General features: G+C 63.8%; 12 protein-coding genes and 1 other RNA gene. 11 read left to right on the forward strand and 2 right to left on the reverse strand.

The genetic code is table 11. The features are described 5' to 3' along the window. The first annotated feature begins 17 nt into the window (after window positions 1-17). Window positions 18-884: a C40 family peptidase gene (locus QTL98_RS16410; protein ID WP_445679545.1), complete on the forward strand. Its 867-nt coding sequence runs from the start codon at window positions 18-20 to the stop codon at window positions 882-884. Between the two features lie 60 nt (window positions 885-944). Beyond that, window positions 945-1,373, forward strand: coding sequence for a GFA family protein (locus QTL98_RS16415; protein WP_445679546.1), 429 nt, complete (start codon window positions 945-947; stop codon window positions 1,371-1,373). 8 nt (window positions 1,374-1,381) lie between these two features. Here the strand turns inward: QTL98_RS16415 and QTL98_RS16420 are convergent, their stop codons facing one another. Together QTL98_RS16420 and QTL98_RS16425 are read right to left on the reverse strand one after the other, a co-directional pair. Further along, window positions 1,382-2,248, reverse strand: a complete 867-nt coding sequence (locus tag QTL98_RS16420; RefSeq protein ID WP_445679547.1) for a prephenate dehydratase — start codon at window positions 2,246-2,248, stop codon at window positions 1,382-1,384. 59 nt (window positions 2,249-2,307) lie between these two features. Further along, on the reverse strand, window positions 2,308-3,048 hold the full coding sequence (locus QTL98_RS16425) for a 3-deoxy-manno-octulosonate cytidylyltransferase (RefSeq protein WP_445679548.1): 741 nt from the start codon (window positions 3,046-3,048) through the stop codon (window positions 2,308-2,310). 335 nt (window positions 3,049-3,383) lie between these two features. Here QTL98_RS16425 and QTL98_RS16430 point away from each other — a divergent pair, with 335 nt between their 5' ends. The 9 genes from QTL98_RS16430 (at window position 3,384) to ffs (ending at window position 13,649) form a co-directional block, all read left to right on the forward strand. Further along, window positions 3,384-3,929 (forward strand): c-type cytochrome, encoded by a 546-nt coding sequence (locus tag QTL98_RS16430; protein ID WP_445679549.1) that lies wholly within the window; start codon window positions 3,384-3,386, stop codon window positions 3,927-3,929. A gap of 234 nt (window positions 3,930-4,163) precedes the next feature. Continuing rightward, window positions 4,164-4,958 carry a histidinol-phosphatase gene (gene hisN, locus QTL98_RS16435; RefSeq protein WP_445679550.1) on the forward strand — a complete coding sequence of 265 codons (795 nt, stop codon included), beginning with the start codon at window positions 4,164-4,166 and terminating at the stop codon, window positions 4,956-4,958. A 113-nt stretch (window positions 4,959-5,071) separates the two neighbouring features. Further along, entirely contained in the window at window positions 5,072-6,925 is a 1,854-nt protein-coding gene (locus QTL98_RS16440) for an extracellular solute-binding protein (RefSeq protein ID WP_445679551.1), read from the forward strand. 37 nt (window positions 6,926-6,962) lie between these two features. Next, on the forward strand, window positions 6,963-8,813 hold the full coding sequence (locus QTL98_RS16445; protein ID WP_445679552.1) for an extracellular solute-binding protein: 1,851 nt from the start codon (window positions 6,963-6,965) through the stop codon (window positions 8,811-8,813). 16 nt (window positions 8,814-8,829) lie between these two features. After that, window positions 8,830-9,948 (forward strand): microcin C ABC transporter permease YejB, encoded by a 1,119-nt coding sequence (locus QTL98_RS16450; RefSeq protein WP_445679553.1) that lies wholly within the window; start codon window positions 8,830-8,832, stop codon window positions 9,946-9,948. Beyond that, complete coding sequence (locus tag QTL98_RS16455; protein WP_445679554.1) at window positions 9,945-11,060, forward strand: ABC transporter permease; 1,116 nt, start codon at window positions 9,945-9,947, stop codon at window positions 11,058-11,060. Before QTL98_RS16450 ends, QTL98_RS16455 begins: the two co-directional genes overlap by 4 nt. Window positions 11,061-11,068: 8 nt before the next feature. Next, on the forward strand, window positions 11,069-12,703 hold the full coding sequence (locus tag QTL98_RS16460; protein WP_445679555.1) for an ABC transporter ATP-binding protein: 1,635 nt from the start codon (window positions 11,069-11,071) through the stop codon (window positions 12,701-12,703). 200 nt (window positions 12,704-12,903) lie between these two features. Then, a complete protein-coding gene (locus QTL98_RS16465; RefSeq protein ID WP_445679556.1) occupies window positions 12,904-13,455 on the forward strand; it encodes a hypothetical protein in 552 nt (183 codons plus the stop codon). 95 nt (window positions 13,456-13,550) lie between these two features. Further along, window positions 13,551-13,649, forward strand: an RNA gene (gene ffs, locus QTL98_RS16470) — signal recognition particle sRNA small type. Window positions 13,650-13,678 lie beyond the last annotated feature (29 nt).

A 13,678-nucleotide genomic window follows, 5' to 3' on the forward strand; every position in this document is an offset into this window, starting at 1 on the left:
CATCGGGTTTGCCCAGCATGTCCGCACTTGCCGCTTCTCCCGCTGCCGCCCTGCCGGATGCGCGCTGCAATCCTTACCGCGCCGACCTGGCCGCTGACTATCTGCGCGGCACCGTTGAGGCCGCGCGCTATGTGGTGCCGGAGCGTGCCCATGTCAGCGCCCTTTCCGCCCCCCTGCTGGTGCGCCCGGATGCCGCCGCCCCCACTGGCAGCGAACTGCTGCTGAACGAGCGCGTCGACATTCTGGAGACGAAGGACGGTTTTGCCTGGGTGCAGAGCATGGTCGACGGTTATGTCGGTTATGTGCGCGCCGATGCGCTTGCCGCTGGCGAGCCGCCGGTTGCCACCCACCGCATCGCCGTTTGCCGCTCGCTGGTTTTCGCCGGCCCCAGCGTCAAGACCGCCGTTCTCGGCACCCTCGGCCTGTCGCTCGGCGTAACGGTGCTGGAAGAAGAGGGCAAATATGCCCGCCTTGCCGGCGCCGGCTGGGTCTACCGCCCGCACCTCATCGGCGCAGCGGAAAACATGGACGATCTGGTCAGTGTCGCCGAACTCTTCCTCGGTGTGCCCTATCTCTGGGGCGGCCGTTCCGGCGTCGGGCTCGATTGTTCCGGCCTTGCCCAGATCTGCCTTGCCGCCATCGGCCGCACCGCACCGCGCGATGCCGACATGCAGCAGGCCGTGGTCGGCACCCTCATCGGGACCGGGTGGGAGAAGGTCGAGGCAAAGCGCGGCGATCTTCTGTTCTTCCCCGGCCATGTCGGCATCGCCATTGATGCCACCACCATGATCCATGCCAACCAGCACCGGATGATGGTCACCATCGACCCCATCGTCGATGTCATCGGCCGCTCCGGCGGCTTCAACGCCCTGCGCCGGCTTTAGATTTCAATTTGCCGCGAATAGGCTAGCCTCCCGGAAAAGACCATTCCGGGAGACGCCCTCATGTCCGCTGCCGATCCGCTGCCCGAACAGGGCGCCCGCTGTCGCTGCGGCGCCGTATCGCTGGAGATTACCGCCGCCCCGGTCCAGGTGAATGCCTGCGCCTGCGACAGCTGCCGCCGGGCAACCGGCAGTGCCTTCAGCTACACCGCTTTTTATCCCGAGGCCGGCGTACGCAAGCTCGGCGGTGAATTGCGGGTCAAGGCCCTGCCGCGGCCGGAGGGCCGGCGGGAATTCGCCCATGTCTGCACGGCCTGTGACTGCACAATCTATGTCGTGCTCGACGCCATGCCGGGCAGCATCGGGGTGATGGGCGGCTGCCTCACCAACCCCGATATCGCACCGCCCGATACCTTCTACTTCACCAGCACCAAACCCAAATGGGTGGAGCTGACCGAAGGCATTCGCCTGCGCCGCGAGCTGATGGAATAAGGCGCGGCTTACTTGCCCTTGGCGGTGCGGAAGGGCGCCGCCGGGAAGCAGCCCATGACCTTGATCGATTCCGCGAAGAACTCGAGCTCTTCCATGGCGATCTTCATCGCCGGATCGTCGATATGCCCTTCGACCTCGGCATAGAAACGCGCCTGCGAGAAATGCTCGTCCACATAGGATTCGAGCTTGGTCATGTTGATGCCGGTGGTGGCAAAACCGCCCAGCGCCTTGAAGAGCGCGGCCGGCACCTGCCGCACCTGGAAAATGAAGGAGGTCATCGCCGTGCCGCTGCCCAGTTTCGGCACCTGCGGCTCGCGCGACAGGATGATGAAGCGCGTGGTGTTGTGCGCCGTATCCTCAATGCCCTCGCGCAGCACGTCGAGCCCGTAGATCTCGGCGGCAAGGCGGTTGGCGATCGCCGCCTTGGAGCGATCCCCCCACTGGGCGATGTCCCGCGCCGCGCCGGCGGTGTCGGCAGCAACCATGGGCTTCAGGCCGAGGGCGCGGATGCCTGCACGGCACTGGCCGAGCGCCTGCACATGGCTGTGCACCTCGGCAAGGTCGTCCAGCTTGGTACCCGGCAGGGCGAGCAGGCTGTGCACCACACGGTGGAAATATTCCCCGATGATGTGCAGCCCGCCTTCCGGCAGCAGGTGATGGATGTCCGCCACGCGGCCGGCGATGGAATTTTCCACCGGGATCATGGCAAGCCGGGCCCGGCCTTCATGCACCGCCGCAAACGCGCCCTCAAAATCCTCGCACGGCAGTGTATCCATCTCGGGAAACACCACGCGGCACGCCATATCCGAATTGGCGCCCGGGGCACCCTGGAAGGAGATGGTGTTGGCGGGATTGGACTGCTGGGTAGCGGACATGGTCGGCAAAAGCTCCGGTGTCGCGGTTGAAGTGAAGGTTAATGGTTGAGGGGAAAGGTTCAGCGCACCGCCAGCAAGGTACGGGCGCGGATAAGATCCGCCGGCGTGTCGACGCCAAAGGGCACGCCCTCGACAACGGCCGCATCGATGCGCATGCCATCGGCCAGCGCGCGCAGCTGCTCAAGACTCTCGCGCTTCTCGATGGTGGCCGGCTCCAGCGAGACGAAGCGGCGAAGGGCCGCGCGGCGGAAGCCGTAAAGGCCGATATGGTGCCACATCGGCCCCTCGCCATGCGGGGCGGGGTTGCGGGTGAAATAGAGTGCGCGGCCCACCTTCTGGCCCGGCGCGATATTCAGCACGGCCTTTACCACGCTCGGATTGGCGCGCTCGGCCGGGTCATCGATCACGGTGGCGAGGGTGGCGATATCCACTGCCGGATTGGCCATCGGCTCAAACACGGCACGGATCAGCGCCGGGTCGATCGTCGGCAGATCGCCCTGCACATTGATGACAACATCGAACCGGCCTTCCGGGTCGAAGCGCTCGGCTGCCTGATACACACGGTCAGAGCCCGACGGCAGTGCCGGGTCGGTCAGCACCGCTTCGCCGCCGGCCGCAATCACCGCATCGGCAATTTCCTTTTCGGCCGCCGCCACCAGCACAGGGCCGATACCGGCTTCCATCGCCCGGCGCCATACCTGCACAATCATCGGCACGCCGTGAATATCGGCGAGCGGCTTGCCCGGCAGGCGGGTGGAGGCCATGCGGGCGGGGATGACGATAAGGGCTTCCTGGTTCATGACGGCACCGGTGGCTGCTTTATGGTTATGGCACCCTCGTTACAGGGGGCGGAGTGCCCTGAGCCGGATGCGACAGTTACCGTCAGGGGTCAAGTGCGAAAGCGATGCGGCGGCGCATCACATCCTGCCGCTCATGCTGCTTTCCGGGCTTTCAGGACAGGTGGCAAAGCCGGGCTCGCTTGCAACCGCTCCGGCCTTGTGGTTTACCTGTAAGCAGCCGCCGCCATTATAGAAAAGACCAAGGTCGAGGAAACAAAGGGCGGCAATAATAACGAGACGACTTGCTGGACGGGTGGGCCGACTGACGCCCCCGCAAGCATGAAAGGCGCAGGCTTATGGGGAATCTGGAATTTAACAAGATTTTTGCGGCCCTGCTGGTAGCCGGGCTGATTGCGATGGTCGCGGGCATCCTCGCCCGGGCGCTGGTGCATCCCGAGCACCTGGCCGAGAACGTCATCAAGGTCGATACCTCGGTGCTCGGCAATGCCTCGGCCGCCGCGCCGGAAGAAGACGCACCGCTGCCACCCATCGCGCCGCTGCTGGCCAGCGCCGATCCGGCCGCCGGCGAGGCCGTCTCCAAGAAATGCGCTGCCTGCCACAACTTCGCGGAAGGTGCCGGCACCAAGGTCGGCCCCGATCTCTACAACGTCATCGGCCGCGAGCGCGCCAGCATGGACTTCGCCTATTCCGACGCGATGGCCGCGCACAAGGGCGAGAAGTGGGATTACGAGACGCTGAACGCCTTCCTGCATAATCCCAAGAAGGTGATCCCCGGCACCAAGATGAATTTCGCCGGCCTCGCCAAGGATACCGACCGCGCCAACCTGCTGGCCTGGCTGCGTCAGCAGTCGCCGAACCCGGTGCCGCTGCCGACGCCCTGAGGGCCGGCTGCCACCTGAAGAACCCGAGACCCCCGCCGCTTGCCCGGCGGGGGTTTTGTTTTGCCTTTCAGGCAAGGGCGTTTTCGGGCATCAACTCATTACCCCCATCCGCCGCTGCGCGGCACCTTCCCCTGAATGGGGAAGGAGAAACCGCCCCCTTAGCGGGGAGATGGCCCGGAGGGCCGGTGGGGGTAACGACTGAATTGTCCCGCGCCAGCCCCAAAAGGTGCCCTCATGACCTCCGCCCCGCTTGCTGCCGTTCCGGCCGATCTCATCGCCCTCGCCCACAAGCTGGCCGATGCCTCCGGCGAGGTCATCCGCCCCTTTTTCCGCAGCGGCGTGGAGATTACCGACAAGGATGACGCCAGCCCCGTGACCGTCGCGGATCGCGGCGCGGAAGAGAAAATCCGCGAGCTGCTGAACAAGGTGGTGCCGGACCACGGCATCATCGGCGAGGAATTTGGCCGCGAGCGCACCGACGCGGAACTCGTCTGGGTCATCGATCCCATCGACGGCACCAAGTCCTTCATCACCGGCCGACCTACCTTCGCCACGCTGATCGCCCTGCTCCACAACGGCGTGCCGGTCATGGGTGTCATCAACCAGCCGATCAGCGGCGAGCGCTGGGTTGGTGCCACTGGCCAGCAGACCACGCATAACGGCAAGCCGGTCAAGGTCATGCCGGCCTCCACCCTATCCCGCGCCCGCCTTGGCACCACCGGCCCGCAATATTTCAGCGCTACTGGCAAGGCGCATTTCGATGCGCTCGCCACCTCGGTGCTCTTCACCCTTTATGGCGGTGATTGTTACTCCTACGGCCAGCTCGCCCTCGGCGGGCTCGACCTCGTCGTGGAGATGGGCCTCAAGGTTTATGATTATGCCGCTCTCGTGCCCGTCGTCACCGGCGCCGGCGGCATCATGACCGACTGGACGGGCGCCCAGCTCAATGTCGGCAGCGAAGGCAAGGTGGTGGCCGCCGCCTCCCCGGCCCTGCACCGGGCCGCCCTGCAGAAGCTCGCGGGCGGCTGAACTTCCGACAGAAGCCGGCTCCCCATGAAACCTGCTTCAGAATAGCGGGTTTCCTTTCCAGGGCCGGGCTTTAAGCTGGGGCCTGACGACGTCCCCCCGCAACGGAGGTTTCCTTGCCAAGAGCCGCGCTCGCCTTTTCCCGGACCATGATCGGCGCCCTGGGCTTCGCCGGTACGCTAGCGATGGGAGCGGTGCCGGCGGCCCAAGCGGTGGAGATGCACAAGGCGACGGCGCTCGCCGAATATGGCGAGCCGCTTTACGGCCCGGACATCAAGCACTTCCCCTATGCCAATCCCGATGCGCCCAAGGGCGGCGACCTGACGCTGCGCGGCCTTGGCACCTTCGATACGCTGAATTACTGGATCCTGCAGGGCGACTATCCCCGTGATATCGCCCTGACGCAGGGCGCGCTGATGGTGAATTCGGAAGACGAGCTCTCCAGTGCCTATCCCCAGATCGCCGAAAGCGTGGAGGTGGCCGATGACCTGTCGGAGGCCGTTTTCCACCTGAACGCCAAAGCGGTCTATTCCGACGGTCACCCGATCACGGCCGGCGATTTTGTCTTCATGCTGGAGACGATCAAGACGGTAGGGCACCCGTTCCTGCGCTCGGTCTATCAGGATGTCGCTTCCGCCGAAGCCATCGATGACCACACGCTGAAGGTTACGCTTGGCGCCCATACCCGCAAGGCGCTGATCACCGCAGCCGGCCTCTCCCCCCTGCCGCGGTACTGGTGGGATGGCAGCCAGGGCAAGGACCCGGCGCACAGCACGCTGACCCCCTATCCGAGTTCCGGCCCCTACAAGATCAAATCCGTCGATCCCGGCCGCTCCATCACCTATGAGCGGGTGAAGGACTGGTGGGCCGCAGACCTGCCGACCGCCGTCGGCCAGAACAACTTCGACACCATCAAGGACATCTTCTTCCAGGACCTCGATGTGAGTTTCGAAGCCTTCAAGGGCGGCTCCTACGACTATATCGACGTCAACAGCTCGCGCGACTGGGCCACCGGCTTTGATGTGCCGGCCGTCAAGGATGGCCGCATCCAGAAGGTGGAGTTTCCCAACCATGTGCCGGGCGGCATGCAGGGTTTCTATCTCAACACCCGCCGTCCGCCGCTGAACGATATCCATGTGCGCCAGGCACTCTCGATGCTGTTCGACTTCGAGTGGATCAACAAGAACCTGATGTACGGTTTGTACACCCGTACGGACAGCTTCTTCCGCAACAGCGACTTCGCCGCCCGTGGCCTGCCGGAAGGTGATGAAAAGGCGCTGCTGGAGAAGTACAAAGACCAGCTGCCGCCTGATCTCTTCACCCAACCTGTGCCGGTCAGCAAGACCGATGGCAGCGGCAACGTCCGCGGCGACATGCGCAAGGCGCTCGACCTCTTGAAGGAGGCCGGCTGGACACTGAAGGACGGCAAACTCATCAACGCTGCCGGCGACCCGCTGCGCTTTACCGTGATGATCGACAGCCCGGCGATGGAACGTGTTACCCAGCCCTGGGTGCAGAACCTGCGCCGCATCGGCATCGAGGCGAACATCCAGTCCATACCGGACAGTGCCACCTATCAGCGCCGGATGGACAAGTTCGATTTTGACGCAACCGTCGTCAACGCCACCTTCTTCCCCCCGCCGGGACCGGAACTCGTCTCCCGCTTCAAGAGCAGCGAAGCGACCGTGGACGGCACCGGCAACTGGTCCGGCATCCAGAGCCCGGTGGTCGATGCCCTGCTCGATGAGGTGCTGAAGGCACAGGGTGATCTGCCGCGCCTCACCACCGCCACGCGGGCACTTGATCGTGTGCTGATGTGGGGCTTCTACGTTGTGCCGCACTGGTACAATTCGAAGATCCGTGTCGCCTACTGGAACCGCTTTGCCCACCCGGACCAGCTGCCAACCTATGGCGACGGTTTCCCGGAGCTCTGGTGGCAGACGGCCCCGCAGGCAAAGCCGGCCCCGTAAAGCTTCAGCCACCGCCCTGAATTTGAGGAGAGCGACGATGACCGATGCCCGCCGCCCCCCACTCCGCTGGCGCGCCCTTCCTGGTGCGCTTCTCGCAGCCTGCCTTCTTGCCGTCCCGACGCTGGCGCAGGACCTGCCCACGGGCCCGCAGGCGGCCATCTCTACCTATGGCGAAGCGCCGAAATATGCGCCCGGCTTCACACATTATGACTATGTGAACCCGGATGCACCGAAGGGCGGCACACTGCGCCTTTCGGCCTTCGGCACCTTCGACAGCCTTAATGACATGATCGTCAAGGGCAACCCGGCCGTGGGGCTGGGGCTCCTATATGACAGCCTGCTGTCCGGCAATTCCGACGAGCTCACCACCTATTACTGCGTGGTGTGCGAAACCATCGAGGTCGCGCCCGACCGCTCCTGGTCACTGTTCAAAATGCGACGCGACGCGAAATTCCACGATGGCGTGCCCATCACCGCGCATGACGTGGTCTTTACCTTCAATGCCCTGATGGAAAAGGGCGCCCCGCGTTTTCGCGCCCGCTTCGGCAGCATCACCAAGGCCGAGGCGCTTGATGATTATACGGTGAAGTTCACCATCGCCCCGGACAACACTGTGCCGGAGATGCCCATCCTCGCCGGCATCTTCCCCATCCTGCCGGAGCATTACTGGAAGACCCGCGACTTCACCGCCATCACCCTGGAGCCGCCGCTCGGCTCCAGCGCCTACCGGGTCAAGAGCATCGATGCCGGCCGCTCCATCACCTATGAGCGGGTGCCGGATTTCTGGGGCAAGGACCTGCCCTTTTACAGCGGCCTGCAGAACTGGGGCGAAATCCGCTACGACTATTACCGCGATCCGTCGGTGATGCAGGAAGCGCTGAAGGGTGGCCTGATCGACTATCAGCAGATCACCAGCTCGGCCGACTGGTCGAGCGGCTTTGACATTCCCGCGGTACGCGATGGCCGGCTGAAGCTGGAGGCGATCCCCAACAAGGACCCGGCCGGGTTTGTGGGTTTCTGGATGAATACCCGCCACAAGCCGTTTGACGATGTGCGGGTACGCGAGGGGCTGACCCAGCTTTATGATTTCGAGACCGCGCGCAAGACCATCCACTACAATCTCTACCAGCGCATCACCTCCTACTTCCCCAATTCCGACTGGGCCGCGACCGGCCTGCCGGAGGGCAAGGAGCTTGAGCTGTTGGAACCCTTCAAGGACCGGCTGCCGCCAGAAGTCTTCACCAAACCCTTCACGCTGCCGGTAACCAGGGGCGACGGAAACATCCGCACCAATCTGCGGCGCGCGCTTGATCTGTTTGCCGAGGCCGGCTGGCAGGTGAAGGATGGCAAGCTGGTGAGTAGCGCCGGCGAGCAGATGCATTTCGAGATCATGTTCGTGTCGCCGAACCTCGAGAAGGTCATCAACGCCTTTGCCGTCAACCTGAAGCGCGCCGGCATTGATGCGACCGTACGGCTCATGGATACGCCGGGTTATGTGCGCCGCATGGATGCCCATGACTATGACATGGTCTATCTCGGCATCCGCTCGATGGTGCCGGCCGGCGTGCCGATGCTGAGCCTCTGGAGTTCGGCCACCGCCGACACCGAGGGCGAAGAGAATTTCGTCGGCTCGAAAAACCCGGTCATCGACGCCCTGCTGGAAGATGCCGTCGGCGCAAGGACACTTGAAGACAACCAGGCCGCGGCAAAGGCGCTCGACCGCGTTCTGCTCTACAGTTACTTCGTCATTCCGACATATTTTGACGACACTTATCGGATCGCTTACTGGAACAGGCTGGGCCGACCGGCCACCCCGCCCCGTTATGGCCTGCCCGTGATGGATACCTGGTGGGTGGACCCGGCGCTCGACGCCGCCCTCAAACGCTGACGGAACCCGCCGCCTTATGCTCGCCTATATCGTCCGGCGCCTTCTGCTCATCATCCCGACCCTGTTCGGCATCATGGCGCTCAACTTCCTGATCGTGCAGCTCGCCCCCGGCGGGCCTATCGAGCAGGTGATCGCCAAGGTTCAGGGCATGGGGGCGGACCCCACCTCCCGCATCGGCGGCGGGGGCGGCGATTTCCAGTCGGCGCAGGACGCGACGGCCGCCCAGGGCGAGCTTAACGGTGTCGGCTCCAGCCGCTATCCCGGTGCCCGCGGCCTCCCGCCGGAATTCATCAAGGAGCTGGAAAAGCAGTTCGGCTTCGACAAGCCGCTGCATGAGCGCTTCTTCCTGATGATCCGGGATTATCTGCACCTCGATTTCGGCAAGAGCTTCTTCCGCGATACCAGCGTTATCGACCTCATCATCTCCAAGATGCCGGTCTCCATCTCGCTGGGTCTGTGGACCACGCTCATCTCCTATCTCGTCTCCATCCCGCTTGGCATTCGCAAGGCGGTAAGGGACGGCTCACGCTTCGATATGTGGACGAGCGGGGTGATCGTGGTGGGTTATGCCATCCCGAGTTTTCTTTTCGCCGTGCTGCTGATCGTCATCTTTGCCGGCGGGCGTTATCTCGACTGGTTCCCGCTGCGCGGACTTCTCTCCGACAACTGGCGCGAGCTCTCCTGGCCAGCACTGATAGGCGATTATTTCTGGCACCTTGCCCTGCCGCTCACCGCCCTCATCGTCTCCAGCTTCGCCACGCTGACGATGCTGACCAAGAATTCCTTCCTCGACGAGATCAGCAAGCAGTACGTCATCACCGCACGCGCCAAGGGCCTTACCGAAAGCCGCGTGCTGTATGGCCATGTCTTCCGCAATGCCATGCTCATCGTGATTGCCGGCATGCCGGGGGCGCTCATCAGCATCCTCTTCACCGGCGCCATGCTGATCGAGGTCATCTTCTCGCTCGACGGGCTGGGACTGCTGGGCTACGAGGCGGCTCTGACGCGGGATTATCCCGTCATCTTCGGCACGCTTTTCATCTTCACCTTCCTCGGCCTGATCCTGAACCTCATCGGCGACCTCACCTATGTGCTGGTCGACCCGCGCATCGATTTTGAGGCGCGCACAGTATGAAGCTCCTTTCCTCCCTCTCCCCGATGAACCAGCGCCGCTGGGCCCAGTTCAAGGCCAACCGCCGCGGATATTGGTCGCTCTGGATCTTCCTGGTCCTGTTCCTCGTCAGCCTGTGCGCGGAATTCGTCGCCAACGACAAGCCGCTGCTGATCCGCTTTGACGGGCAGTTCTATACCCCCATCTTCCATGCCTATCCGGAGACGGATTTCGGCGGCGAGTTCGCGACCGAGGCGGATTACCGCGACCCCTATGTTGCCGACCTCATCAAGGAAAAGGGCTGGATGGTGTGGCCGCTCATCCCCTTCTCCTACCGCACCATCAATTACGACCTGCCGGTGCCCGCCCCCGCACCGCCCTCAGCGGTCAACTGGCTGGGCACGGATGATCAGGGGCGCGATGTCGTCGCCCGCCTGCTCTATGGCTTCCGCATTTCTGTCCTTTTCGGCCTGGTGCTCACCGCAGCTTCCTCCGTCATCGGCGTGCTGGCCGGGGCGGTGCAGGGATTCTTCGGCGGCTGGGTTGATCTTGCCTTCCAGCGTTTCATCGAAATCTGGTCGGGCATGCCCACGCTCTACCTCATCATCATCATGTCCAGCTTCATCCAGCCCAACTTCCTGTGGCTGTTGCTCCTGATGTTGCTGTTTTCCTGGATGTCGCTGGTGGGCGTGGTGCGCGCCGAGTTCCTGCGCGCCCGTAACCTTGATTATGTGCGGGCGGCCCGCGCGCTTGGCGTCTCCAACGCCAAGATCATGTTCCGCCACATGCTGCCCAACGCCATGGTGGCAACGCTCACCTTCCTGCCCTTCATCCTCAATGGTTCGATCACCACGCTCACCTCGCTGGATTTTCTCGGCTTCGGCCTGCCGCCCGGCTCGCCCTCGCTGGGGGAGTTGCTGGCGCAGGGCAAATCCAACCTGCAGGCGCCATGGCTCGGCATCACTGCTTTCATGAGCCTTGCGATCATGCTCTCGCTGCTCATCTTCGTCGGCGAGGCGGTGCGCGATGCCTTCGATCCGCGCAAGACCACCGGCGGCCCCGCCCCTGGCACCATCGCGCCGGTTACGAGCGAAGCCGCGACCGCCCTTCCCCCGGCAGGAGGGTCCGGCCAGTGAGCACGCCCATGTCAAAGCATCCGCTGCTCGCCGTCAGCCATCTCGGTGTCGATTTTGCCGGCACCGGCGCTGTCGTTCATGCCGTGCGCAATGTCTCCTTCACGCTGGAGCGCGGGCAGACGTTGGCGCTGGTGGGGGAGAGCGGATCGGGCAAGTCAGTTACCGCCGCCTCCATCCTGCAATTGCTGCCCTATCCGGCGGCCCGGCACACGGCCGGCAGTTCGGTGAAGTTCTCGGGTCAGGAGATGATCGGCGCCGCTGCGAAGGAGCTCCGGCGCATCCGTGGCGGCCGTATCGCCATGATCTTCCAGGAGCCGATGACCAGCCTCAATCCGCTCCACACGATTGAGAAGCAGGTGACGGAAACGCTGCGGCTGCACAAGGGCCTTGGCCGCACGGCGGCACGCGCCCGCACGCTGGAGCTTTTGCATCTTGTCGGCATCCCGGAGCCGGAGCGCCGACTTGGCAGTTACCCGCATGAGCTTTCCGGCGGCCAGCGCCAGCGCGTGATGATCGCCATGGCGCTCGCCAATGAGCCGGACCTGCTGATCGCCGACGAGCCGACCACCGCGCTCGATGTCACCATCCAGGCCCAGATCCTCGCCCTGCTCAAGGAGCTGCAAGGCCGCCTCGGCATGGCGCTGCTGCTTATCACCCACGATCTCGGCATTGTGCGCAAGGTGGCTGATAGTGTGTGCGTCATGAACCGGGGCGAGATCGTTGAGCAGGGCGCTGTCGCCTCCGTCTTCGACGCCCCGCAGCATGCCTATACAAGCCACCTGCTGGCGGCGGAACCCAGGGGGGCCGTCGCCCCGGCCAATGACGCCGCACCGCTTCTGGTGGAGACGACCGACCTCAAGGTGCACTTCCCCATCAAAACCGGGCTCATGCGCCGGGTGACCGATCATGTGAAGGCGGTGGATGGTGTTTCCCTTGCCATCCCCGCCGGTACCACGCTCGGCGTGGTGGGGGAAAGCGGGTCGGGCAAATCCACCCTCGGTTTTGCGCTACTGCGCCTGCTGCGCTCCGAAGGGGCCATCCGGTTTGACGGGCAGGATATCCAGGGCTGGCAGTTCAATCAGATGCGCCCGCTGCGCCGGCAGATGCAGCTGGTTTTCCAGGACCCGTTCGGCAGCCTTTCCCCGCGTTTTTCCGTGGCGGACATCATTGCCGAGGGGCTGGAGGTGCACGAACCCGGCCTCACCCGCATCGAGCGGGAGGCCCGCGTTGCCACCGCGCTTGAGGAAGTCGGTCTGACGCCCGAGATGCGCCACCGCTACCCGCATGAATTCTCCGGCGGCCAGCGCCAGCGCATCGCCATTGCCCGCGCGCTCGTCCTGAAGCCCCGCTTCATCGTGCTGGACGAGCCAACCAGCGCACTCGACATGTCGGTGCAGGCGCAGATCGTCGATCTGCTGCGCGGCCTGCAGCAGCGCCACAATCTCACTTATCTTTTCATCAGCCATGATTTGCGCGTGGTACGCGCCATGAGCCATCAGGTGCTGGTGATGAAGGATGGCAAGGTGATGGAACGCGGCAGTGCCGAGCACATCTTCGAGGAGCCGCAGACGCCCTATACCCGCGCCCTGCTGGCAGCAGCCTTCAATCTGGAAGTGCGCGAGGCGGCAGCGGTCGGGATGTAGGAAGGCCGGTCGCGGCCTGCCGCGATGTGTCTTTTTCAGCGGAGTTGTGAGTGTTCGCTGCTGCAAACAAAGTGAGCGGCAACGAAATTTCCTAAAATCTGCATAAAAATCCTTACACTTTTGTTCAGCTTTTCGTCACCATTTGGCGTCATATCTTTTCTCGAGACCCAGGCAGGGTCACCTTGGCAAGGGAAGGGGCGATGGCAGCCCGCGGGGATGTGCGCGATTTCGTGAAGGCTCTGGAGCAGCAGTCACTCGACTGTCTTCAGGCCATTCAGACCCGGCGCGACGATCTGACCGGCGGCTTCCCCTATGCCGAGTACCGACACATCAAGACACGTATCCAGAATTTCTCGGCCCTTTATGACCGCATGGACGAGAAGCTGATCGACGTGGCGCCGGATCGACGCCTGCGCCTGCGCGAACGTTTCCAGAAGCTCGATGCCCGCATCACCGCGCTCTTCGTCGATCAGGCGGTGCGCTTTCTCTGCTCCCTCACCACAAGGCCGGATCTGCCGCTTGGCATCTACGAAACCTGCCAGCGGGAGCTGAACCTCATGCATCACTATATCCAGCGCCTGCGCCTTCTGGAGGCAGACCGCTATCTGGAGCGGTCGGACCCGCTTTTCCTCGACGCGCTCGATGACATCGTGCGTGAGATCGGCCAACGGGTGCCGCCGCTGGAAGATTTCAAGGATGCCCCGCCCATGCCGGCGCGTGAACGCCCCGCCCCCGACTGGCGGCTGGGATAAAAAAGGCGAGCCATTCTGCGGCTCGCGCACCCCTTGCCGCATTTCTCCAAAATCGGGGCTTGCCCCTACCACCCCCCGTTCTGATATATGGACGCGGGAGGTTGGCTTTGGGCGGATCCCTCGCCAACCCGGTCAGGTCCGGAAGGAAGCAGCCGTAACGAGTTTCGATTCGGGTCGATGTCCAGCCTCCCACTTCTGTTTTGCCAGCGCGCATGCCGCCGCA

It is taken from the genome of Radicibacter daui (assembly GCA_030657355.1).
Lineage (GTDB): Bacteria > Pseudomonadota > Alphaproteobacteria > Radicibacterales > Radicibacteraceae > Radicibacter > Radicibacter daui.

Bases quoted from the DNA above. Each gene is read 5' to 3' on its own strand.
- QTL98_RS16410 (WP_445679545.1), top strand. From the start codon at position 18: ATGTCCGCACTTGCCGCTTCTCCCGCTGCCGCCCTGCCGGATGCGCGC.
- QTL98_RS16415 (WP_445679546.1), top strand. From the start codon at position 945: ATGTCCGCTGCCGATCCGCTGCCCGAACAGGGCGCCCGCTGTCGCTGC.
- QTL98_RS16420 (WP_445679547.1), bottom strand. From the start codon at position 2,248: ATGTCCGCTACCCAGCAGTCCAATCCCGCCAACACCATCTCCTTCCAG.
- QTL98_RS16425 (WP_445679548.1), bottom strand. From the start codon at position 3,048: ATGAACCAGGAAGCCCTTATCGTCATCCCCGCCCGCATGGCCTCCACC.
- QTL98_RS16430 (WP_445679549.1), top strand. From the start codon at position 3,384: ATGGGGAATCTGGAATTTAACAAGATTTTTGCGGCCCTGCTGGTAGCC.
- hisN (WP_445679550.1), top strand. From the start codon at position 4,164: ATGACCTCCGCCCCGCTTGCTGCCGTTCCGGCCGATCTCATCGCCCTC.
- QTL98_RS16445 (WP_445679552.1), top strand. From the start codon at position 6,963: ATGACCGATGCCCGCCGCCCCCCACTCCGCTGGCGCGCCCTTCCTGGT.
- QTL98_RS16450 (WP_445679553.1), top strand. From the start codon at position 8,830: ATGCTCGCCTATATCGTCCGGCGCCTTCTGCTCATCATCCCGACCCTG.
- QTL98_RS16455 (WP_445679554.1), top strand. From the start codon at position 9,945: ATGAAGCTCCTTTCCTCCCTCTCCCCGATGAACCAGCGCCGCTGGGCC.
- QTL98_RS16460 (WP_445679555.1), top strand. From the start codon at position 11,069: ATGTCAAAGCATCCGCTGCTCGCCGTCAGCCATCTCGGTGTCGATTTT.
- QTL98_RS16465 (WP_445679556.1), top strand. From the start codon at position 12,904: ATGGCAGCCCGCGGGGATGTGCGCGATTTCGTGAAGGCTCTGGAGCAG.